15 protein-coding genes and 2 pseudogenes are annotated in these 24,023 nt (G+C 43.9%); 2 read left to right on the top strand and 15 right to left on the bottom strand.

The window, feature by feature from the left end; translation table 11 throughout:
- Positions 1-27: 27 nt before the first annotated feature.
- From ACDJ59_RS10610 to ACDJ59_RS10635, 6 genes and pseudogenes are all read right to left on the bottom strand, one after another.
- Complete coding sequence (locus ACDJ59_RS10610) at positions 28-1,788, bottom strand: glycoside hydrolase family 2 protein (RefSeq protein WP_413408801.1); 1,761 nt, start codon at positions 1,786-1,788, stop codon at positions 28-30.
- A 16-nt stretch (positions 1,789-1,804) separates the two neighbouring features.
- Positions 1,805-2,698 (bottom strand): annotated as a pseudogene (locus tag ACDJ59_RS10615) (carbohydrate ABC transporter permease).
- Positions 2,699-2,714: 16 nt separating this feature from the next.
- Positions 2,715-2,942: pseudogene (locus ACDJ59_RS10620) on the bottom strand (sugar ABC transporter permease); the annotation flags it as partial.
- A 458-nt stretch (positions 2,943-3,400) separates the two neighbouring features.
- Positions 3,401-4,354, bottom strand: a complete 954-nt coding sequence (locus ACDJ59_RS10625; protein WP_413408802.1) for a family 43 glycosylhydrolase — start codon at positions 4,352-4,354, stop codon at positions 3,401-3,403.
- Positions 4,355-4,515: 161 nt separating this feature from the next.
- Positions 4,516-5,373: an AraC family transcriptional regulator gene (locus ACDJ59_RS10630; RefSeq protein WP_413408803.1), complete on the bottom strand. Its 858-nt coding sequence runs from the start codon at positions 5,371-5,373 to the stop codon at positions 4,516-4,518.
- Entirely contained in the window at positions 5,354-6,313 is a 960-nt protein-coding gene (locus tag ACDJ59_RS10635) for an ArsR/SmtB family transcription factor (protein ID WP_413408804.1), read from the bottom strand. Before ACDJ59_RS10635 ends, ACDJ59_RS10630 begins: the two co-directional genes overlap by 20 nt.
- Positions 6,314-6,577: 264 nt before the next feature.
- Here ACDJ59_RS10635 and ACDJ59_RS10640 point away from each other — a divergent pair, with 264 nt between their 5' ends.
- Positions 6,578-9,061, top strand: coding sequence for a family 43 glycosylhydrolase (locus ACDJ59_RS10640; RefSeq protein WP_413408806.1), 2,484 nt, complete (start codon positions 6,578-6,580; stop codon positions 9,059-9,061).
- 58 nt (positions 9,062-9,119) lie between these two features.
- On the opposite strand, the gene ACDJ59_RS10645 is transcribed toward ACDJ59_RS10640, so the two are convergent.
- From ACDJ59_RS10645 to ACDJ59_RS10670, 6 genes are all read right to left on the bottom strand, one after another.
- Positions 9,120-10,259 (bottom strand): GntR family transcriptional regulator, encoded by a 1,140-nt coding sequence (locus ACDJ59_RS10645; RefSeq protein WP_413408807.1) that lies wholly within the window; start codon positions 10,257-10,259, stop codon positions 9,120-9,122.
- A gap of 175 nt (positions 10,260-10,434) precedes the next feature.
- A complete protein-coding gene (locus ACDJ59_RS10650; RefSeq protein ID WP_413408808.1) occupies positions 10,435-10,809 on the bottom strand; it encodes a hypothetical protein in 375 nt (124 codons plus the stop codon).
- A gap of 609 nt (positions 10,810-11,418) precedes the next feature.
- Positions 11,419-12,657: a DUF418 domain-containing protein gene (locus tag ACDJ59_RS10655; RefSeq protein ID WP_413408809.1), complete on the bottom strand. Its 1,239-nt coding sequence runs from the start codon at positions 12,655-12,657 to the stop codon at positions 11,419-11,421.
- 164 nt (positions 12,658-12,821) lie between these two features.
- Entirely contained in the window at positions 12,822-13,562 is a 741-nt protein-coding gene (map, locus tag ACDJ59_RS10660; protein ID WP_413409774.1) for a type I methionyl aminopeptidase, read from the bottom strand.
- A gap of 157 nt (positions 13,563-13,719) precedes the next feature.
- Positions 13,720-14,682 (bottom strand): helix-turn-helix transcriptional regulator, encoded by a 963-nt coding sequence (locus ACDJ59_RS10665; RefSeq protein ID WP_413408811.1) that lies wholly within the window; start codon positions 14,680-14,682, stop codon positions 13,720-13,722.
- Between the two features lie 220 nt (positions 14,683-14,902).
- Positions 14,903-18,955 (bottom strand): S-layer homology domain-containing protein, encoded by a 4,053-nt coding sequence (locus tag ACDJ59_RS10670; protein ID WP_413408812.1) that lies wholly within the window; start codon positions 18,953-18,955, stop codon positions 14,903-14,905.
- Between the two features lie 293 nt (positions 18,956-19,248).
- Here ACDJ59_RS10670 and ACDJ59_RS10675 point away from each other — a divergent pair, with 293 nt between their 5' ends.
- Positions 19,249-20,373: a GerAB/ArcD/ProY family transporter gene (locus tag ACDJ59_RS10675; protein ID WP_413408813.1), complete on the top strand. Its 1,125-nt coding sequence runs from the start codon at positions 19,249-19,251 to the stop codon at positions 20,371-20,373.
- Between the two features lie 87 nt (positions 20,374-20,460).
- Here ACDJ59_RS10675 and ACDJ59_RS10680 read toward each other — a convergent pair whose 3' ends face one another.
- The 3 genes from ACDJ59_RS10680 to ACDJ59_RS10690 form a co-directional block, all read right to left on the bottom strand.
- Entirely contained in the window at positions 20,461-21,729 is a 1,269-nt protein-coding gene (locus ACDJ59_RS10680) for a cytosine deaminase (RefSeq protein ID WP_339187257.1), read from the bottom strand.
- A complete protein-coding gene (codB, locus tag ACDJ59_RS10685; protein WP_413408814.1) occupies positions 21,698-22,975 on the bottom strand; it encodes a cytosine permease in 1,278 nt (425 codons plus the stop codon). Before codB ends, ACDJ59_RS10680 begins: the two co-directional genes overlap by 32 nt.
- Before the next feature lie 361 nt (positions 22,976-23,336).
- Positions 23,337-23,987, bottom strand: a complete 651-nt coding sequence (locus ACDJ59_RS10690) for a hypothetical protein (RefSeq protein WP_413408815.1) — start codon at positions 23,985-23,987, stop codon at positions 23,337-23,339.
- Positions 23,988-24,023 lie beyond the last annotated feature (36 nt).

Consider the following 24,023-nt stretch of genomic DNA (forward strand, 5'->3'; position numbering starts at 1 on the left):
ATCATGTACGTAACGAAGCGATATTGCTCAATCTTCTATGGCAGCCTTGCGGGAATTGATTCGACGAATCGTTTCCGGATTGAACTTTGGACGTCTGTCATAGGTATATAGTCCATTCACTTCCTGTTCCACATCATATAATTGGGTGTAACAAAAACCGAACATCATGGGATGATCCAGCAGAACGTTGGTTAAGCCCTCATACCGGGTAATGAACGCCTCTTCCGATTGGGGTCTGTCGCCATAGCCCCAGGACTTCTCATCCTGCTGATCCGAATTCCACCAGATTCCACCGTACTCACTGATAAAATAAGGCTGCCCTCCATACGTCTGCCGCTCCGGAAACGTATTAAACACTTCTCCACCATTTCTCATCGGTTCATATCTGGCCTGGAACGTTTCGGGATTCTGATCATAATCATGCAAGTCGAAGATATCCGTCACGACATGAAAGTTACCGCTGGTATCGATGACAGGACGTGTCGGGTCAAGACGTTTGGTCATCTCATAGACAATGCGCAGCACATCGTTATCCTGGCGGGTTCCACCGCGATCCCACGTTTCATTGAAAGGACACCAGCCGATCAGTGAGGGATGATTAAAATCACGTTCCATTCCTTCCACCCATTCCGGTAGAAAACGCGCAAGGCTTTCTGTTGTTGTGATATCCAGTCCCCAGTTAGCATGTTCTCCCCATACCAGATAACCGAGTTTGTCAGCCCAGTACAGGAAACGCGGCTCAAACATCTTTTCATGTAATCTTGCCCCATTAAAGCCAAGCTCCATTGAGATTTCGATGTCCTTACGCAGATCCTCGTCACTTGGTGCCGTATAGATGCCTTCCGGATAAAAGCCCTGATCCAACACAAGCCGCTGAAAAACGGACTTCTCATTGATGCGAAACGCCATACCATCCAGTCTTACCGACCGTAATCCAAAATACGATGTTACCGTATCGCTTGCCTGTGACTTCCCTTGGATCTTCAATTCCAGATCATACAGTTTGGCATGCCCCGGCTCCCATAAATGAATCTCTGACAATGGGACAGTAAGCTTCACGGAAGGCCCATGGATAACTGCTGTTTCTGATCCAACATCCCTCCCTTCGAAGCGGGCAGATGCAGACAGTTCAGCTCCAGCAGCGTTACCACAAATCTTCACTTCGAGGTGGGCACAGGCATTATCCGGGTCAGCCACCACTTTCATATCGGAAAGATATACATCTGGCACGCTTTCCAACCACACCGTTTGCCAGATGCCCGTGGTACGGGTGTAATCACAGCCATGCGAGTGGAATCTTTCGCTCTGTTTGCCTCTCGGCTGGCGTCCCGAACGAACGTCGTCTTCCGCATAGACCGTGACCACATTGGTGCCTGATGAAACATGGGGTGTGATATCAAAATGGAATGGTGCGTATCCTCCCCGATGTTTGCCAATGGATGTCCCGTTTACCCAGACCTCAGCCTCATAATCAACCGCGCCAAAATGAAGCAAAATGCGACCATTCATCCAAGTATCCGGTATGGTGAATTCCCGTTTATACCATACGGCTTCGATAAAGTCGGTATATTCCACTCCAGACAGCTTGCTCTCTGGACAGAACGGAACAGTGATTGTTCCGTAGAACTGATGTCCGCTCTGCTCATACCCACGCTCTTTCCCGCTTTTCCCATGATCGATTTCGAATTGCCAGGAACCATTCAGATTGGTCCAAGCCTCTCGAACAAACTGGGGCCGGGGATATTCCGGACGAGGAGTTGATGACATGCTGCTACTCTGTTCTTTCATTGGTAAATCGCTCCTTTTAACCTTTTATTGAACCAACAAAGACACCTTTCACGAAATATTTTTGCAAGAAAGGATAGACCATCAGGATCGGAATAGTGGATACGACTATGGTGCAGTATTTGACCAGTTCCCGATAAGCCGTTGCACTGCTCGCACTGTCAATCACAACGCCGCCTGCACTCCCCATGATTGTTGCACTTGAGTCTTTAGCGACTAGGATCTCTTTCATCAGAAGTTGCAACGGGAATTTGTCCCGGTCCTGCAGCAGAACCATGGCGTTAAACCATGAGTTCCAGTTACCAACCAGATAGTAGAGGAAAATGACAGCAAGGGTGGCCTTAGATAGCGGCAAGATTACATACATCAATATCCTCGCCTGACTCGCACCATCAATCGTTGCTGCCTCTTCCAATTCCAATGGGATTGCCTGTTCGCAAAATGATAATATTCCAGGTACTGAGCGCCGTAGACAAAATCATGGCCCACAGATTATTGAAAAGACCTATATCTTTCATCAATAAGAACCAGGGGATCAGGCCACCTCCGAAGAACATCGTAATTGTGATGACAATCATGATCGCATTTTTAAAATACAAATCACGTCTGGACAGAACAAAGGCTTCCATAATGGTCATGACCATATTAACGAAGTACCCAGTCCCACATAAATCAACGTGTTTCTATACCCCACCAAAAGGCTGTTATCCTTAAAAATCAGCTTGTAGCCATCCAAAGTAAATCCCAATGGTCTAAGCAGAAGCCCTTTGTGAGCCACCAGTCGGGCCGGTTCGCTGAAAGAAGCAAACACAATATGCAGAATGGGGTACAGACAGGCCAGCGTCAGCAGGGTCAGTAACGTATAATTGAAGATGTCGAACATTCGGTTGCCCATCGTTTTGCGATATTTCATATGTCTTCACTCCCTCCTACCACAGGCTGACCTCAGAGTTACGCTTGGCAATTCTATTCGTTGCCCATAGCAAAGCGAAATTGATGATGGCGCTCAACAGTCCGACAGCCGTGGAATAGCTCAGACTCGCTTCTCTTAACCCTCTTCGATACACATAAGATGGAATGACATTGGCGGTATCATAGGTTAGAGGATTATATAGAAGGATAATTTTCTCGTAACCGGATGCCATCAGTCCGCCAATTAGGGATACGCTGAATAATCGTTTGGAATGGTTTCATCGTACAGATCTCCCAAATAAGTGTCGTTTAACGTACGGTTTACCTCATCAGCCTGCGCTTGAGTAGGAGTTTTGTTACCACGGATATTCTGGCTTATATCCGTGAATGTGACCTTGTTTCTCTCTTTTGAAACCTCTTTTCCTGAGTTCCGGCCTCTCCGGCTTCATTTTGGTTGCTGCATGCTGCAGTCCAAAACACCACCTAATGACGCCTACTTAACTTGTAATTTTCTATATTTTAATCAAAATATAATTACATAATAACTGTAAGTTAACGCTTACAATTTATTTTATTGTAATAAATAATTCAGATTACGCTGGTTAAATAATATCTATTTTATTCAAGAGCAATTGGAACTTTTTTAATTACAAATTTATTGTAACTACAGGCATACCTGTACATCATCTCCGCGTTTTCTTTTTCACTCGCCGGATGGAACCTGCAGCGCTTCATTATCACTGAAAGGTACACCAAAGTCAGGGGTTCCGTCCGGATTCCAACCAAATTTTTGAACTCGCGTTGCCCTTAAGACCGTGTCAGCACCAGGATTCGGGAGCGCATGGTATACAATCCAGTCCTCCTCACCATCAGATGACGTAGTAAAGCTGTTGTGTCCTGTGGCATATACGCCATTCTCCAGACTTTTCCGAAAAACAGGTTCTGCAGACTTGGTCCACGAAGATGCTAGCATCGGATCATCCCATTCATTCATGGTCAACATGCCAAGTGCGTAATCTTCCGACCAGGTTGTACTCCCCGAGTATACCAGAAAAATTCGTCCATTCCGGTGTAGCGTAACGGGTCCTTCATTAATCGCCATTCCGCCCTGCTTCTCCCAGATAAAGGTCGGCGCCGTGAGCAAAACATGTTCACCTGTCAGGGAATGTGGGTCGGACATCCTCATAATATAAATTGCTGATCCATAGTCCGGAAAATGACCATATCCAGCATACAAAAAATAGAGTTGCCCCCCAAGCATCAGCACAGTACCGTCCAAACCGGGAACAGGAGTATGTAGAGCCCCCTTCCATACCCATTCACCCTCCATCGGATTTGGACTTTCATTTTCCAGCACGCAAATCCGCCGTGAATCGTCCCCTCCACCATCATTAGCGGTATAGTATATGTACCATTTTTCATTCAAAAAATGAATTTCCGGTGCCCACAAATGATGACTGTAAGGCCCTCCAGGCTCCGGTGTCCAGACGATTTTACGAGTTCCCGCATCAATTTTCGATAAACGGGATGATTGAATTAGTTCAAGCTTATCGGACCGTGTACGCATAAAATAATAATAGCCATCCGAGTGTCTATATACCCATGGGTCAGCTGATTGCAAGGCCACCGGGTTATAGAAAATGGTCTTGTTTGTCATTTCTTCATTCTCCCTTCGTATCGATCTAATTTCTATTATCTGGCAGGTTTTGATTACAAACAACTATGAAAACGCTTTAATTTTATATTCAAAAAAGACAACCTTCAAGCGGTTTCGTCGGTTGAAAAAAACCGTCCGTAGACGGTTTGCCTGTTGAGGCTCTAATGTTTGTTTTGGATTCGCCACTCCAGCGGAGTAAGCCCAACGGATTTAACAAAGAAATCATAAAACCTGCTAGACGAGGTAAATCCCACTTCTGAAGATATCATCTCGACAGCCTTGTTGGTGTGCTGTAACAGCCGCTTTGCTTCCATTAGACGAAGATTGATGATGTACTGCTTCGGGGAGACACCCACGGTTTCCGTAAATTTCTTTCGCAGATTGCTTGCGGACAGAAAGTATCGAGACGCCAACTCGCTAACCGTAATTGGAGTGTAATATGCTGAATGAATCTCTTTCAGCACTTCCTGAATTATGCCTTGACCGGTTGGATCGTTAACAATATGAGGAACTTCTAGCGAGCAATTCCGCTGGAACAGTAGAAGTGTAGTCTCCATCGCTAGACGTATCAAATGACCGGAGTCAGTGCTCTGCTTGTTGCCCGACCGCCACTCCTTCTCCAATTCGGATAAACTGATATCTGCCCAGCGAAAACTGTCTTTATCGAGATGGGCAAGTTGAATGCGATTCCTCTGTTGATCCTGCCCATTGAAGAGATATCGACAATGCACCGGCAGGTGATCATGATAATAATGCACAGAAATGCCCTGCCATGGCTCAGTACACACAAAACCGTGATAAAGCCCTGGCGGGATCATAATGAGGTCACCCGCAACCACTTTGACATTCTGTTCTGGTGAGCTGTAATACCCTTCTCCATCCAGTATAAGTGTCAGTTCATCATAAGCATGTGAATGAGATTTGAATAAACCTTCCCCCTGCTCCAAATGAAACCAATTCGGTTTGAAACGCTCGATACTCACAATAAATGATGTACCGTTATTTGGCATATCTCGCATCCTTATCACCTACATTCATCGTATACCTTACCTGCATTATAATGTTCTGTTCATGATCGCCGAACTCATTGCCAAACAGGTTGATGCCTCCTTGATGCTTGGCATCCGGATGAATTCCAATACGTAATCTTAACTTGGGTTTATCTCCGAGGTTAAGATCTGACAGGGACACATCAGAAATTTTCTCCTTGTCCAGCATGGTCTTGTTGTTATCCACACGCCATTTTTTGAGAAGACCGTATTGTGTGGAACCATCAGGCCACCATGCCGGATTCAATTTACCACGGCGATCGCCCAAATCTCCGGGACTTGTCCACGCCCCGATCTCAATGCCATTAACCCAAATGGAAATATCCGAGGGCCAGTCATTGTTATAGGTTGCTACTTCAGAACAGATTTCCATGGACAATTCCAAAGCTTCAATCGTTGCATCTGTTGGAATATCCATCGGAAGTAAATATTCCAGGTATCCCTTTGCCAGCCAGATAATCTGAGCATCAATATGCTTGGGATGATAAAAACTGGCCGGGTCGTCTTCCTTCAGAATCATGTTCTCTGTGCTCGCCATACCACATGTTGGCGCAACCTCACAGTCACTGTAATGCCCTATCGGCATCTGAACTTCATAGATATTCGAATCGCGTGTGGAAAGTGAGGAAACCAGATCCAGAACAATATGAATATCATCATAATTACGGCTGCAAACCTTCATTGCTCCACGGGAAGCCGGGAGCATTTCCGTATGTATTAAATTGGCCGCCTCCAGCACTCTAATATGATTGGCTACCGTTGACACAGGCAGCTCCAGCGATTCGGCAATTTCGATGATGTTTAATTTGTTGGCATGTAAAAGCTGAAGAATGTCAATCCGGGAACGAGTCGACAGGGCATGGGTTACAGTTACCAGTTTTTCCGGGTCATTAAAGCTAAGTTCGAGCACGGTTTGGTTCTCCTTTGGACAATAGAAATTAAAGTCAATTTTACTGAATAACCGACACAAACACAATTAAACCCTTTATCAGCCCGTATCCCTCCCAACGCATAAATATTTTTAAATTATATCTAATTGGTTATAAGAATCCGTGCGTCCCTTTGTTATACTCCAATATAGAAAGCGTTCACATTTTGGATTCAGGAGGTGTGTTTCTCTCTATTTTGAAATGTATTTTATTAAAAAGCCATTTAATAATGAAGGAGTTGCAATATGAAAAAATGGAGAATTCTGTTTTTAAGTGCAGCCTTATGCTTTCTGATGCCGACCAATATTTATGCGTACAATAATCCGCTTAATTTATCAGACTCTTGGCATTGGTCGAATAGCGATTTTTATGGTGAGGGTGACCCGTATATCTTGAAGTTCAACGGGACCTACTACCTGTATGTGAGCACAGTAGATGACTCGATAGGTGTAAAAGTGTGGTCTTCCACAAATCTGGTTGACTGGACCTATCGCGGTATATGTACGAAGGAAGCGGTGACCAAGGCGGCGTATGCTCCCGAGGTTGTTTATTGGAACGGTCAATTCTATATGTATACCTCCCCAGGAGGTGGCGGTCACTATGTACTTTCCAGTCCCAGCCCCACTGGCCCATTCACGCTTCAAACAGGCAATTTGGGTATGGGCATTGACGGTAATGTCTTCATCGATGATGACGGCAAATGGTACTTCTACTCCACCGGAGCAAATACAATCGAGGCGCGTCCGATGACAAGCCCGACCACATTTGGTGCTCCTATCACAACCGGATTATCCATGGCTGGATGGACAGAAGGATCAACCACTTTTAAACGAGACGGAAAATACTACATGACGTACACCGGTAACCACGTATGGAGTACTGCATACCGTGTCGATTATGCTACGGGAAGCAGTCCTACGGTTGGATTCAAGCCGACGGCGGATCTGAATCCGGTACTTATCAATACCGAAGGCACCAATGTCGGACTTGGCCACAACTCGATCATCAAAGGGCCTGACCTTGATTCAGATTATATCGTTTATCATAGTCATGCTTCTGATGGGAATATAACCTACCCTGGCCGCAAGATGAATATGGATCGGATCGTTTGGAATGGAGAGAAGCTTCTCGTTCAGGGCCCCACAATCGCATCGCAACCAAATCCGGAACTGCCGGATTTTGAGGATCGCTTTAACCGAACATCGATCGGCAACAATTGGACGAATGTTGGTGGCGGCACATGGGGGATTTATAACCAAGAGCTCATGTGGCAAGATACCATAGGTTCAGCATCAACGTACCGGCAGATCACAGCAGTCAACAGCGCCAGCGATTATACGGCCGAGTTTAACCTAAAACAGATAAAACAAGGCACCATTGAAAATCCAGTCTATGGTACTGTCTTCTCCTATACCAACGAGAACTCGTATGGCGTGGCGGTACTGAATCGCAATAAAAATCGTTTGGAGACGAATTACGTTGTAGAAGGCGTGAGCCAGGGCTGGCAATATGCATCGCTTCCAGCAGGGTACGACTACTCCAAGTGGCATCAGATCCGAGTAGAGAAGGCTGGTTCATCCTTTACTGTTTATGTGGACGGGATGAAGAAGCAGACTCGAACAATTCATGGACTCAACGGCGGTAAGATCGGTTACACGACTACGGATGCACACGCTGATTTTGGCTATACGGCATTCAATAATAAAGTGAACGGTAGCAGTGCCTGGAACATGTATAAGCCTTTACCGGGCAAGATTGAGGCCGTTCATTATATGGATGGAATTGAGGGCACTGCTTATCATGATCTTACACCAGCTAATATTGGAGGTGCCTATCGTAAGGACGCAGTTGATATTCGCAGCTCAGCGGCTGAAGGCAAAAATGTTGTTGGCTGGAATCAGACTGGCGAATGGCTTAAATACCGCGTCAATGTAGCTGAGACCGGATACTATGATTTGGATGTTCGACTAGCCACGACGTTTAACGATGCAAGCTTCCGCGTATGGGACGGGGCAACCGATCTGACAGGCATCATAAGTGCACCTAATTCAGGTGATTGGGAAAAATGGACAACGGCCAGCAAGAAGGGATTGTATTTAACTGCTGGCAACCATGAATTACGGTTTGAGTTTGTGCAAGGAGAATTTGATTTCAGCGATATGACTTTTACGCGTGGTGAGGCAGTGGCAGACATGGTGGATGATTTTAATGATGGCAATGATAATGGCTGGACTCGATTCGAGGGAAACTGGTCCGTTATTGGCGGTGAGCTCGATTCTGCAGGCAACGGCGTATTCGGAAAGACAACTATAGGCAAAGAGTCTTGGGCTGACTATACGGTTGAATCGGACATTAAACTTATTGATACTAGTGGGGATGCTGGCATTCTGTTTCGGGTCAACAACCCTTCGAATGGTAAAGTACTTGCGAACAATCCGGATTATGTACAAGCATACTATGCATTCATCAAGCCAGATGGTGTCTACCTGGGCAAAATGAACTACGGCTACGAACAACTCGCTTCAGTCCCCCTTTCAATTGCTTCAGGTATCTGGCAGCATATGAAGGTAGTTACATCCGGCACGACAATTAGAGTGTACGTAGAGGATATGAACACTTCAAAGATTACGTACAAAGACAATAGCATGAATCCGTTCACACATGGCAAAGTCGGCCTGCGAACTATGAACAATCACACGCGGTTCGACAATTTCCGTATAACACCATAATAAAAAGAAGTGATCCGGCATAACTGCTGCTGGATCACTTCTTTTTATTTTATTATTGTTATGATGATGGAATCCATTCCATTGGCACAAAGAGATTTTTGGGGGTTCGTATGCCGTGATGTATCTGATCCAATAGCAAGGTGACAGCCTGTATACCAATCATCTTCTCATCTTGCTGAACATAGGCAATACCATCGATCCCGGGATCATCGAACGTGACGATCGCTATGTGTTTTGCCTTCTCCCTGCCAATAGTACGGATTAACGAATAATGAGCTAAACGGGCTAGTTCAACATCAACAGCCACCAACGCTGTAAATCGACCATAATATTGACTTATCCAATTGTCCAAGATCTGTTCTCTATGCTGAATCGATTCAATAAAAATTTCATAAGGCAACGTAAGACGAATAATATGCTCTGGTGATATATGTGCTTTCGCAGCCGCTTTTTCAAAACCTGCAATTCGTTCGATAACGACGCTGTGTGCCTTGGGTGGGGTAACTAAAGCAAACTTTCGAAACCCTTGCTTAACCAAATTAGTTACCGCTTTGTATGCCCCCTCTATATTATTCGAGCAGACGCTTACGTTTGGTTTGTCCGTATAATAACGGTCAATTAATACATAAGGGAATCCTAGTTCTGTAGCTCTGTCAACCGTTTGTCGTTCATGTTCACTCCCAATGGAAAACAGCACTAACCCTACAACTTTCAATTCATAAAGCTCATCAATAGCTAGGAGTTCTTTTACTGAACTGCCTCTCGATACACGAATAACCAACGTATATCCGTTTTCATTGACAGCGTTCTCAATTGCATCGAGCAGACGCTGCTCCACTTTGGTACGCATTGACGGGATGATTATGCCTATCATTTCTTTTGCTTTTGGAGGTAACGGGATGTGATGAGCCGCAAGGCTCTCGTCTGTTTTTTGGTATGTCTCAATGGGTATGCGTAGTTTGAACGAGGCTTGGCCAGCAACGAACGTCCCTTTTCCTTTTATGCGAACGACCACACCCTCTTCTGCTAGCCCCGCCATAGCATTTTTGGTCGTTATTAAGCTGACGTGGAATTGTTCAGCCAGTTCTTTTTCCGAAGGAATTCGGTCTCCTGAACGCAGATTTCCGAGCCAAATTTGATGTTTTATTGCATGTTGAATTTGTTTGTATAATGGTATGTTCTTCATGACAATCACCATGTTTAATATACTATGTGTGCTACTCCTAGGACAACTAATTTCGTCAAGTGAAGGCTGCTGATTATACACCTACGATCCAAGGTAATACGTAGACCTTTTAATAAAAAGTTACACATGTTCTCCATAAGAAATCGACTGAAACAATGGACCATATATACAACCTGATCTCCACGCATTAATCTATAAAATATTTCCCTGAGTGCAAATCTTCTATTTCTTGAGAAAGTCTTTTAGTCTGTGGCTTCATATAACTTTGAGCTATTTGCAAAATATCTGATTGCCCACCTAGATCATACAATATTGTAGTAGATAACACTTGTACAATATAAAGGTCCGATTGAATTGCCATCCATTCAAAAAAATTGAAAAACTTCTCAATTAGTTCTGTGTCATCATTTTCACGAAGCAATCCTTCAACATAAGTAGCCACTTCATCACCAAAAAACACATGTCCCAGAAACTCTTGATTTAAATCCAGATGTTCGATGTAACAATCGTAGAATTCAGGGAAAAGTCTTAGGAACTGATTGATTAAAATGTCACTATCCATGCTCCAGCCTCCTATCTACTATTTCAGGCCACTTTTAACTCAGAACTTAATATATGTATCATCTGCAGACCATTTTTCGATTGGTCTACTGTTCTTTGCGTTTAAAAAACATCTTGCCAACAATAAGTCCCATAGCCGATGAACAGATCAGATATCCAAAGAACAAGAAAAGTAAATAAACACCATGAAGATCTGCAGGAATTTGTTTCAAACCTTCAAACCAAGCAAAACGAAAAGGATAAAAGATGACTACCCAAATGATCAGCAAGAAAAGAAGAAAATTAATTATTTTTAGCACAATAATGATCCTTTCAAGCTTGAGTGGAACAGTTGAATGTATATGCTTTATCTTTCATTTCGCATTACCTTACCACTGCCCGCACTATAATAGTTAGCTTATGTATTAGGGTTGATATGTTGAATCTATAAATAACTACTAATTATAACAGGAAACACTAGGGGGATATCATATTCTTCAGTCCAACGTTAAAGTTAAGTAGATAATTCGTGTCTTACTTTAATTTTAGGAAGATGATCGTTACGGCATAAAGAAGCCCTTTCTTTTGGTAGAACGAGCTTCTTTTTGCGTTTCACGATAACACTTTATGCTTACTGGACACCAGGCGCGTTTTCATGCGTAGTTAAGTTCGATCTTTTCTTCTTTCTTGGCTGCCCTTTCCAGGACAGATATGTCCAAATCCGTAGCAGGTACTCGATAGGACCATTGCTAAATTTCTTGAGATATAGCGGACTGAGCCACAATTGAATGCCGTAGACAGCAAGCGCAATAATTGCTCCGATAAACACGCCAGCACGACCAAACAGTCCTAGGCCGTATCCATAGAAAATTGTCGTACAGATTACGCTCTGCATCAGATAATTCGTCAACGAGAGACGGCCAACCGCCTCGAACCTACCCATCAGGCTGGAACGGCGGTTTCCCGCATACAACAGCGCAAATGCGTATATATATCCCAATGCAAGCAACGTTCCTCCAAGCGTCCCCCCGATTCCGATTCCGAGCCAACCTTCCGCACCCAATTGTGGCGCCAATACACCGTATGTTTTGAGTATCAAACCTACTGGAATCAATAACGATGCCCGGCGAAGATACATAGCTCGCATCGTTTGGGGATCGCTAAACGTGCCGATTCTGGCAGCGTGCATGCCCAGCAGGAACATCGGTACTGTCATGAGTGGAGCTAACAGCAGGATCAATAAGGCGAATGACACCTCCAAATCCCCGCCGAATGGATCGCCGTTATTACTGAAATCCCTTATCTCCGCGTAGCTGCCGTTGCCGTATACATCCTGACTTTGAATGATGTAGTTCTCCATATGAATGGACTCAATCGCCAGCGGGTTCATCGGATTAGATGCCGGGAGACCAAGTATCCCCGCTCCCATGAGTAGCAGTACCGCCCAAATGAGCAGCGTTTTGGGTTTCCGATTAAGGAACATGAGCAGGAAGAAACCGAGTACGCCATAAAAAGCCAGGATATCCCCTTCCCACAGATAGATGATGTGCAGTAATCCGATTCCAAATAGTAGGAGAAAACGGCGTGCCAGATGACACTTTGGTCGTAAATCTCGTGATTTTAGGCTTTCCGAGAGCTTAACCATTCCAAAGCCAAACATAAATGCAAAAATCGGCATAAAACTGCCCACCACAGTGATCAGCAGGAATGAGAGGAAAGCCTGATCTGCTCCGCCAATCCCGAACAGTTGGGGTTTACTCTGCCCATACATTCCATATTGGAAAGCCAGCATATTTGCCAGCACAATGCCGGCAAGACTGAATCCACGCAGTCCATCAATGAATTGAACGCGCTTTTTTGATGTGCTCAATCAATCACCTCTGTCTATAACATAAAGATCAGATCTAAATATACGTTAAATCCTTCCATAATTTCAACATAAATTAATAAGTGAACGTTGATACTAAGATTTATTTTGACGTACCAATAAAACAAAAAAAGTCGCTAAATTTAGCGACTTTCAGTTTGAACACCTTAAAGAGTGACAATAATTGGACCATTTTTAGTAAGAATAATGGTATGTTCTATTTGAGCTACATAGCTGTTTTTAGTAACAAAGGTCCAGCCGTCTCCTGTTTGGTCTACTTCTTCTTCTGAAGTTGAGATAAATGGCTCGAATGCGATAACCATTCCTTCTTTTAACAATTCATCATCCGATGGATCATTATAATTATAGATGTGATCAGGTGCTTCGTGTATTCCACGTCCAACACCATGTCCTGTAAGGTTTTTAATAACCGTTAATTCATGTTGTCTGGCAGTTTGGAATACGGCTTTTCCGATTCCGCTTTTTTTGGAGCCCGGTTTTGCTTTTTTAAGACCTGCTTCAAATGCTAGTTTAACAACGTCGCATATTTTCGTTAACACTTCTGCACCTTCGCCTACGACAAACGAGAGTCCCGTATCTGCAAAATAACTGTTCTTGGAGCCAGACACATCAATATTGACGATGTCCCCTTCTTGAATAACCCGGTCTCCCGGAATACCATGTGCCACTTCTTCATTAACACTAATACAAGTAAATCCAGGGAAATTATATTCACTTTTTGGAGCAGAAACTGCGCCAGCTTTCTCAAAAAGCTCTCCTGCCAAATCATCAAGTTCTTTAGTCGTTATGCCTGGGATGGTTCTTTGAACCAATTCATCTCGAATAGAAGCCACAATTTTGCCAATTTCCTTCAAGCCATTAAAATCTTCTTCTGTTTTTGCGATCATTTTTTCTACCTCACTATCTTTTATCATCCATTGATTACATAAGTGTTATCTTTGATTGCACATTAGATAATCATATCCAAAGCAGCAAAGCTTCGCAACTTTTTTATCAAGCTCACAGATCAAAATCCGATGGGTTCAAATACGGTCAGTGAAGCTGTTAAAGTTGATAGTATTCCATTAACTCGGATACAACAGCAACAAGTCTGTCCTTCAAACGCTGTGGTTCGATGACTTGAATGGATTTTCCATAGGATAGGAGAAAATAGGGGACGTATGTATCAATTGATTTTTCATCAAATAAAAAGATGGCTTGATTAGAAGTCCGCTCTTTCAGATAATGTCCCATAAACCAATGCAGCCCCAAGTCATCCAATGCCTCTGATCGGCCTTCGATAACCAAGGAAATTAACCCTTCTTTGCCCCCTACATCAGGTAACAAATTTTGCAGAAAAAATTCACGAGCAGAGAAAGCTTCCGAACGCTTAAAGCGGAGCGGAGTAAGCTTGATTCCCAGAATACGATCTGCCCGGAAGCTGCGGAATTCATTCCTCAAGTGGCAAAACGCAATGGTATACCATTTATTATTCCAGTGAACCATTCCATACGGGTCTATTACTCTATTCTTGGGTTGTTCATCACGGCTTCTGAGATAATCAATTTCGACAGAGCAATCATTAGCCACGGCTTGCTCCAATTCCGCCAAGATCGGCTGAACGGATGGATCTCCCATGCGATTGATAACGTTAAACCCGGCTAAATGACGGCGAAGTGTGTTTTCCTGATCCTGATTTGTATACATTTTCAATTTTGATGTGGCATTGTCCAATGCCTCACTCAAAGGGTATCCAGCTTCTTTTGCAAACACAGCAGCTTGGAGAAGCGCCTTTTTTTCATCAATATCAAATAACAGAGGTGCTTTAATATGCTGATTCAGCAAGCTATACCCGCCGTTGTGACCTGTATCGGAAATGATCGGTACTCCACTGGCACATAATGCATCAATATATCGATATACGGTTCTTATATTGATTTCTAACTTTTCGGACATTTGTTTTGCAGTTACTTTGGTGCCTGAATTCAGCATCCATAGAATGGCTAACATATTATCGTTCTTTGGCATAACCTACATCCTCATCTAAAGAAAATATTAGTTTGCGAATTGAATAAGTCCTCTAGCATCAATCAACTATACATTTTTAAACAAGCATAACTAAAGACAATGGGATCAGTATACCATTTATTGAAGGAATAATTACTGTTACATTTGCACACAAAAAGAAACCAATGAGAGAAGATAAGTCTCCCATTGGTTTCTCTTGTATTATTTTCACTAAGTCATTTCATTTTACCTTATCCAAAAGTCCGATAATAAGTGTGATTGCCTCCGCCCGCGTAGCTGTCTGCATCGGTGCAAAACGATTGCTGCCCACACCGCCTACCAATCCGGATTCTACAGCAGAAGCTACATACGAAACTGCCCATGCCGGAACATCCTTGGCATCTTTGAAGTTTAGTTTCGTATTAGAATCCGTAGGAATTCCGCCTGCACGCACGATCATGGTGACCATCTCGGAGCGGTTTAATGTTTTGCTCGGGCCGAAAGAACCATTTGCGTAACCATTGATAATGCCTAGGGATGTAGCCGCTGTAATGTAAGGCTTAGACCAAGAGGGAATCTTGTTTTCATCCGTATACTGAACATTGTCGCTTATGTTATTTAGATTCAATGCACGACCCAGCATCGTGATGAATTCAGCACGTGTAACCTTCTGATTCGGACGGAATGTATCGTCGCCGTATCCATTCACGAATCCAGCTGCAAGCGCCCGATCAATGGCAGACTTGGCCCAGTGCCCAGCCGTATCTTTCATTGGAGGTGTATTTTCACTATTACCATTGTTGTTTGATCCTGTATCCGTCTCATTCCCGGGATTACTTCCATCACCAGTACCGTTGTCTGGACGGTTATCGGTTGCCGTATTTCCAGCGTTTCCTGAGGAGCTATTCCCGCTGCTAGACCCGTTACCTGAGCCAGGATTTGATGTTCCCGGATTGGTTGTACCAGGATCCGGAATCGTAGTCTCTGTTTTCTTCACAATACCAAACTGATCAATGATGAACGGAGTTGCCCCATTCACATTCTGATCAATTTCATACGTTATCGCCGTCAGTTTGCTACCATCTATCGTAATACCCACAAAGTTCTGGACCTGACTACGTTTTGGACGACGGTTGTCACTTGGGTCCGGTCCATATTGAGCCGCATGATTTTCTTCCGCGCGCTCAAAAAGACTGTAGTAGGCCTCTCCCAGACTTGTGCTTTGATTTTTGTAATAAACTTTTGGACCTGCTGTTGCCGGAATCAGATAGATTGTACCATCAGGATTCACAGAGTACTCCATCTTTTGTCCATTTTGCATTTCCGTGATCATCTCTGGTTGACGTGCATTCCCCTTCTGATCAATTGGTTTTGTGCGGGCATAGATATGGTCATGCCCCTGAAGAACAAAATCAATGTCAAGTTCCGCCATGATCGGAGCAATTTTGGAGCGCACTCCATTCACTCCCATAATGTCAGAATCTGTTGCATGGTTCGATGTTGTGTATGGGCCTTTGTGAATGTTGACGATGACCCATTCTGCTCCCTTTTTCTTGGCAGCCTGAACATCTTCCTTGAGCCACTTGACTTGCTCTAAAGAAAAGTTGTCATACTCCGTTGAATCCTCATTGGAATTCAATACAACAAAATGCGCATTGCTATAGTCGTACGAATAATAAGCTCCTGTTTCTGTTGCGGAATTCGCTGGAGGCTGTACATTAAAATGATCGATGAATGCATAGTTTTCGTCCTCATGATTCCCTGAGGACGGGACAATGGTTGTATTCAACAGGCTTTCCTGTGAGTGTCCGAGCAGCCAGTTCCACTGTTCTTCTTTGACACCTTTATCAACAATATCACCGTTATGCACAACGAACTGTGCATCCGGTACAGTAGTCAGTGCTTTGGCCAACGTCTCGGAGGACAGAATAGCTTCATCTTCTTCTTTTGCTTGTGTATCCGCCAGATCAATGAAGGTAAATTTGCCTTTTGCCGGTGCTGTACGGAACGTACCTGTCGCACTCCATACTTGCTTGGTAGCGTCACCTACACGGAAGAAATAGGTCGTATTTGCTTTCAGATCTGTCGCTTCTGCTTTGTGCATCCGCTCCGTTGGAGAATTGGCAGGCTGTACAGAACGTCCTTGAAACAGCTTGGCTTGATTGAAATCAGGTGTTGCTTCTGTTTTCTCCACGACTTGAAGGTCGCTTTGCAATAATTGATCCGATGTGTACCATGTAAAACCTTTATTCTTGGTCGGATCTCCATGGAAAGTTACCGTTATCTTGCTAATCTGTTCCGGAACGGGAACTGTATCTGTTTCTTTGAGAATTCCGAATTGATCTACAATGAATGGCTCACCGTTATTGGTATGTTGGTCAATCTCATATGTTACAGCAGTAAGCTTGCTGCCATCGATTGTGAATGACACGAAATTCTGAACCTGTCCTCTGGCTGCACTCGTAGTATCACCATACTGCCTTGCATGGTTCTCTTCAGCACGCTCGAACAAGCTGAAATACGCTTCGCCTAATTCTGGCTTTTGGTTCTTAAAATATACTTTTGCCCCTGCGGTAGCAGGAATCATATAGATCGTTCCATCTGGCTTCACTGCGTATTCGATACTCTGTCCGTTCAGAGTCTCCGTAATTTTGGACACGTCTTCAGCCGTGCCATCGCTTTTTATTGGCTTGGTCCGTGCATAGATATGGTCATGTCCTTGAAGAACCAAATCGATACCCAGTTCGTTCATCAACGGAGCAATTTTATTTCGTACACCGTTCGCGCCGATAATGTCGCTGTCTGTGGCGTGATTGGATGTTGTATATGGCCCTTTATGGATGTTGACGATGATCCACTCTGCTCCGGCAGCCTTTGCCTCTTCAACATCCTGCTTCATCCATGCCACTTGCTCGTTGGAGAAGTTGGCGTACTCCGAGGAATTTTCGTTGGAGTTCAATACGATAAAATGAGCTTTACTGTAGTCATAAGAATAATATGCACCTGTTACTGTTGCAGCATTGTCTGGCTGCTTCAGGTTAAAGTGCTCGTAGAATGCATAATTCTTGTTCTCATGATTGCCCGCGGATGGAGCAATGGTCGTGTTCATCAGACTGGATTGGGAGTGACCAAGCAACCAGTTCCATTCCTGCTCTGACGTTCCATTTTCTACAACATCACCATTATGAACAACAAACGCAGCATCTGGAACTTGGCTCAACGCTTTGGAGAGCGTAGAGCCAGATAGAATAGCCTCATCCTCTTCTTTAGCTTGGGTATCCGTCAGGTCAATAAACCTAAAGGCTCCGTTAGTGGGAGCTGTTTTGAATGTACCAACCTCACTCCATATGCCCAGATCTTGATCGCCAACACGAAAATAATAGGAGGTATCGGGTGTCAGTTCTGTTGCTTCGGCCTTATGCACCATCTCTCCCGGGGAATTGGAAGCCACGGATGAGCGTCCGTTGAAGCTTTGCGCCTGACTGAAGTCAGCAGCCGATCCTTGGTTTGGTACCACTTGGACAGTGCTTTGTGTGGATGCAAGAGGTGTATACCAAGTAAAGCCTTTACTCGTTGTAGCATCACCATAGAAGGTAACGGTTACTTTATTGATATCCAACGATGGTGCTTCCGCCAATGCTTTAAGCTCCATGTCAAAATACAAATCTGAGCTGCTGTCGCTTTGTTGATGAACTTCGACCGCAATTTCGTTGTTGCCATCGTGCAGGTAGGCTTTCAGCGGCTCAGTCAGATCTATGTCCTCATACATTACAGGCAAGTCCTGACTTGATGTTGCTTTGGTTGAGTACTGAATCTCGCCTTCAGGCATGCCAAAGCGACGTACTTCAACACCATTTACATAGATAACTGCCCCATCATCAATACCGAATGTGCCGAGAATCTGTCCATAACCATCAATCTCATCCTTGTTGACGGTTAGGCTTGTTCTTAAATAGGTCGTGCGGTATTTTAACTTTTTGTCTTCACCATAGCTTACTTCCGTTTTGAGAGGTCCAAAATAGGAAGTGCTTATGCCATTGCCGTTATCCTTGTAGCCAAACGGTGCGAGGCCGAATTCCCATGATGAATCATCATATGAAGCACGCCATTGCGATTCCAGATTCTGTCCTTGATCGAAGTATTTCCAATTGGCATTACGTTCTAACAGAATGTCAGGCTCAGATAACGATGCGGCTTGAGCTGAATTTGCTCCCCCAAATCCCGCAAACCATCCGATTACTAAAGAAAGCGATAACAGGATGGGTAACATCTTTTTGTAGAGGTGACTGATCATAATTCTCTCCCTTGTCTGTTTAATAGATTGACTTATGTAACTCCAAACAGACCTAGCATAACAAGAGAAGATCAAAGGTTCATTACCTAGAGGTAAAACTTATGTAAAGAATTACATTTTATAAATTTCATATAAGCTCTAGCTGTTACAATCGGAGAGACACAAACAATCCACTCGTCAGAACTAGGATATATATTCAAAGGGTTAAGCTTAACTCATCCAACTGAATTTTTACATAAAATAACTGCGTTGGGCGATACTACAAACAAATTCTCCGGTTTGGAGTGAAGCCAATGAAGCAAGCCACAACCAAGATCAATACCTCTGAGGTTATTATTGTGGTTATCAATTCAATACTCGGAGCTGGAATTCTAACACTCCCTCGCACCATTAGTAAAGCAGTAGGAACACCAGATGTATGGATTTCTGTCATTTTATCAGGATTAATTGTAACCACAATCAGCATCCTCCTTGTAACCTTGTGTCGTAGGTTCCCCGGTAAAACGGTATTCGAATTTATACCCGAAATCACAGGTCATTGGATTTCTTATCTATTGGGACTTTTAATTATCGTGTATTTTGTTGTTCTTTGTTCATTCGAAGTTAGAGTGATGGCCGAAATTACAAGTATGTATATCCTTGAGCGCACGCCTACTTGGGTCACCATTATGGTCAGTTTGTGGATTGGTATTTATATGTTAACGGGTGGTCTTAAGGTCATCATCCGGGTCTTTTCAATCGTGTTGCCCGTTACGCTCGCGTTACTAGCGCTGGTGTTCCTTTTAAGCAGCAAGTTGTTTGAACTTAATAACCTCAGACCACTCCTGGGCGATGGATTCATGCCTGTGTTGAAGGGTCTTAAACCTTCGTGTCTCTCCTATTCTGGATATGAAGTTTTACTCATCATCACAGCCTACATGGTGGACCTGAAAGCGAGCAATAAGGCTGCTATATACAGCATACTTAGTTGTACGATCATATATTTGGTCACGATTGTCACCGTTGTAGGAAATTTATCTTTGCCAGGAATTCAAACACGAATGTGGCCAACGTTCGACATGGTTCGGAGTTTTGAAATTGAGGGATTTCTTTTTGAGCGTTATGAATCACTGTTCATTGTGTTTTGGCTGATGCAGATCTTTGCAACCTATGCTTTTAAACACTATTTTGCGGCAATCGGGGTCCGAGATTTGTTTCGTCTCAAAAATATAACGAGCATACAATTCGCGATGTTGCCAGTCTTGTATGTAATTGCTTATTTGCCTAAAAACCTGGATGAAACGTTAGCTTTGGGTGATTTTCTCGGAAACATGTCCATTTTCTTATTTGGCTTGTTACCACTGCTACTGCTGATCATTAGTTTTGTTCGTAAAAAAGGCGGGAAGCAGGCTTCTAGTGAAGCGCTTAAGGCAAGTTGAATGTTTGGTTCTTATTGTATGTAGACAGTAAAAAAAAGCAAAAAAGCCGCTAAAATAGCGACTTTTAATGGGATTAGATTTTCTTCATTATTTATTAAAAGTAACCTTTTCTGTACCGCCTTCAAAAATGATAGATGTGTCCCGCGGCTTCGATTCCGCAATTTTACGGCCGCCTCTGTAGGAATAAAGTACGCCGGCTTGTTTGCGAACAGCCTCATATTCGTTCTCTGCTTCAAGTACGATGAAGTTAGCAGGTTTACCTTCTTCAATACCGTATACATCCTCAATGTGTAACGTTCTTGCGCTGTTTTTCGTAATGAGGTCGATCGAATTCACGATCTGGTCGTAACCAAGCAACTGCGAAGCATGAATCCCCATGTGCAGTACTTGCAGCATGTTGCCTGTACCGAGCGGATACCATGGATCGAAGATGTCATCGTGACCAAAGCACACATTTAGACCTGCTTCCTGCAACTCTTTGACACGCGTCAGCCCTCTTCTTTTTGGATACGTGTCGAAGCGTCCTTGCAGGTGAATGTTAACCAGCGGATTGGAGACAAAGTTCAAATCGGCCATCTTCAGCAAACGGAACAATTTGTACGTATAAGCGTCATTGTATGACCCCATTGCTGTCGTGTGGCTTGCCGTTGTTCGTGAACCCAGTCCACGTTCGTAAGCTTCCTTGGCAACAACTTCAACAAAACGGGATTGCTCGTCATCGATTTCATCGCAATGGATATCGATGAGACGATCGTATTTTTCGGCCAGATCAAACGCAACTTTCATTGAATCAACGCCGTATTCGCGTGTGAATTCGAAGTGTGGAATGCCGCCGACCACGTCAACGCCCATTTTCAGTGACTCTTCCAGCAATTCTGCCCCGTTTGGATAAGAGTGAATGCCTTCCTGTGGGAAAGCAACAAGCTGAATGTCCATATATGGAGCCATTTCTTCTTTTACTTCAAGCATCGCTTTAACAGCAATCAAGCTTGGATCGGTAACGTCCACATGGGTCCGTACATGCTGGATACCTTGTGCCAATTGCCATTTCAGTGCCGTTTTGGAACGTGTTTTGACATCCTCATGTGTCAAGAAAGCCTTGCGCTCTGACCAGCGTTGGATGCCTTCGAACAGCGTTCCGCTTAGATTCCATTCCGGCTCACCTGCTGTGAGCGTTGTATCGAGATGAATATGCGGCTCAATGAAAGGTGGCAGCACAAGCGATCCGTTGACATCCAGGATCTCTTCATTTTCGGTCGTTTCCAGCGATTGTGTGATTCGTTCGAACTTTCCGTCTTTCACAACGATATTCCATAGTCCTTCTTTACCCCGCAATTTTGCGTTCTGTATAATCATTTATTTTCCCCATTTCTTTGGATTCTTTCGCAGGAACAATCAGCATCAAGACGATATAGGCCACTGCTGTACCAAGCAGTGCGTTCAATGGTGTTACGCCAGGAGCCAGTTGGGCGAATGCAACGCCGATGGCCCAGGCCACCATCGCTACCCAGTTTACATTTTTGAATGACATGTCGGCAAATGGCTTATAGTTTCTACGTTTCACAATGAAGTAATCTGCGATAATAATAGCCCCGATGGATGGTACCGCCGCGCCCAGTACGTTCAGGAAACTGACGAAGTTGTTGTACATCCACATGGCGAATACGGTACCCACGATGCCGTTTACGATGACGAAGAATTTCTTTGAGATTTTGGTGATGTTGGCAAAACCAAGACCTGAAGCGTACAGTGCATTATCGTTGGTCGTCCAGATATTCAGGCCCAGAACGATGATCGCCGGGATGATCAATCCTTGCAGGAACATGACCTCCGAGATATCAGCCAGGTTATAAGCCATTGCGCCAACTGCTCCGAACAGAAACATAAGTGAGTTACCCAGGAAGAAAGCAATAACGGTTGCGGTAACTGCCTGTTTGGATGTCCGGGAGAACCGGGCAAAATCGGGTGTCAGCGTTCCTCCGCTTATGAATGATCCGATACAGATCGTCAATGCAGCGGCAGCCGTAAGTGTCTGTGTTGGTGTGTAATCAAGCAACCCTTGCAGACCTCCCAGCGAACCTGCACCTTCGAACATGGAGTAACCACCGAGAATGGCAATCGCAGGAACTGCGATATAACCAAGAATGACGAGTGACTTCATACCGAAGATGGCTGATGCCGTCATGGCAAGTCCAAATACGATGATCAGCAGGTACACGTTCCAGTCCATGGCTTTGGCAACCGGGATTGCGAACATGGCTACGCCTACTCCGAACCATCCGACTTGTGTGAATCCTAACAGGAACGAAGGCAGATACGACCCTTTTGCACCGAATGCATATTTAGCGAGCAAATGTGTGGACAAGCCTGTTTTGGCAGCGATATGCGCCAGTGCCCCTGTATAGATACCGAGCACCAGATTGCCTGCAAGTACGATGCCAATGAACTCCATGAACGTCAAGCTGACGCCCAACGTGCCTCCTGCCAACATGCTTGCTGAGAAAAATGTGAAACCGAGCATGACGGATAACGTCTTCCAAAAGTGGTTTCTTTGCGATTTCGGCACAGCTTGCCATGAAAACTCTTGATCTTGTTTGCTCATCAGAATACCCCCAACATAAAGTGTATCTGATACCAAAAAAAGCAGAAAAAAGAGGCTACTCGTCAAGTTATACACTGACAAGTAGCCTCTTTTTGCATCATAATCCGCGCGAAGACACAGAGCATCCCATGACGGAATATGCCCTTGATTCTCGCGTGATTATGAAATCCGCTGCCCTTGCCAGCCTCTCTGGACTGAATTAAAGGTACCAGTATTCAATTACATACTATTATTTTGGAAAACTCTGCAGTTGTCAATGTCATTATTATCCAACTGTTATTAATTTCTTATACAGCAAGCTATTTTTTTGATCATTCCTCCTTAACTAGTGGCTGGAACAAGCAAATAAATAATGTCGAGTTTACGATATGTGTTCAACAACTTCTGGTAATACTCTTTCATATTCCTTATACAAGACATAACGATTAACACCTCTGGAAGAGTTAAGTGCTTCATGAGCGTGCTGGATGGCGGTATCACGGTTTTCTGCTTTGAGTTCAAGACCCGCGAGCAATGTTGATCGCATCCACTGTTTTTTAATGGATTGAAGTCTTTCACGCGCATCTTCACTTTTCCCGTCTTCCAAGAGTAGAATGGTTTCGTAATATGTACGGTAGTCCGATAAGCCGATATGAGCTACAGCTTGCCGAATGGCAAACATATCCTTGAGATATAATCCGTAAGCTGCCTTGAACTGTGCTTGTGTTGTTTTTCGCTTATATTTCTGCATAATCTGCTCCATAACTAGTTCTACCTCATCATCAAGTCTGTTCGCAAGAACATAAATAATGTATGTCCCAGGTGTATTTTGCTGCTTGGATAAAAAGGACTCTAAACGATCTATACGCTTATCGAATACTAAAGGATAAAAAACATGCTTAATAAACGCGATAAGAATGGTAACGACTACAACCCCCACAATCAGAAATAGAGGATATTCGTTTATTTGCATAAACAAGACAAACATCAATACAACCAAATAAAACCCGAATTCCCACCAAGAGTACCTCATAATGAATCTCCTTCTAATAGAAAAATAACCAGCAAG

The sequence above is a fragment of the Paenibacillus amylolyticus genome (genome assembly GCF_047302515.1).
Lineage (GTDB): Bacteria > Bacillota > Bacilli > Paenibacillales > Paenibacillaceae > Paenibacillus > Paenibacillus amylolyticus_G.

Bases quoted from the DNA above. Each gene is read 5' to 3' on its own strand.
- ACDJ59_RS10610 (WP_413408801.1), bottom strand. From the start codon at position 1,788: ATGAAAGAACAGAGTAGCAGCATGTCATCAACTCCTCGTCCGGAATAT.
- ACDJ59_RS10675 (WP_413408813.1), top strand. From the start codon at position 19,249: ATGAAGCAAGCCACAACCAAGATCAATACCTCTGAGGTTATTATTGTG.
- ACDJ59_RS10645 (WP_413408807.1), bottom strand. From the start codon at position 10,259: ATGGTGATTGTCATGAAGAACATACCATTATACAAACAAATTCAACAT.
- map (WP_413409774.1), bottom strand. From the start codon at position 13,562: ATGATCGCAAAAACAGAAGAAGATTTTAATGGCTTGAAGGAAATTGGC.
- ACDJ59_RS10625 (WP_413408802.1), bottom strand. From the start codon at position 4,354: ATGACAAACAAGACCATTTTCTATAACCCGGTGGCCTTGCAATCAGCT.
- ACDJ59_RS10690 (WP_413408815.1), bottom strand. From the start codon at position 23,987: ATGAGGTACTCTTGGTGGGAATTCGGGTTTTATTTGGTTGTATTGATG.
- codB (WP_413408814.1), bottom strand. From the start codon at position 22,975: ATGAGCAAACAAGATCAAGAGTTTTCATGGCAAGCTGTGCCGAAATCG.
- ACDJ59_RS10630 (WP_413408803.1), bottom strand. From the start codon at position 5,373: ATGCGAGATATGCCAAATAACGGTACATCATTTATTGTGAGTATCGAG.
- ACDJ59_RS10650 (WP_413408808.1), bottom strand. From the start codon at position 10,809: ATGGATAGTGACATTTTAATCAATCAGTTCCTAAGACTTTTCCCTGAA.
- ACDJ59_RS10680 (WP_339187257.1), bottom strand. From the start codon at position 21,729: ATGATTATACAGAACGCAAAATTGCGGGGTAAAGAAGGACTATGGAAT.
- ACDJ59_RS10640 (WP_413408806.1), top strand. From the start codon at position 6,578: ATGAAAAAATGGAGAATTCTGTTTTTAAGTGCAGCCTTATGCTTTCTG.
- ACDJ59_RS10665 (WP_413408811.1), bottom strand. From the start codon at position 14,682: ATGCCAAAGAACGATAATATGTTAGCCATTCTATGGATGCTGAATTCA.
- ACDJ59_RS10670 (WP_413408812.1), bottom strand. From the start codon at position 18,955: ATGATCAGTCACCTCTACAAAAAGATGTTACCCATCCTGTTATCGCTT.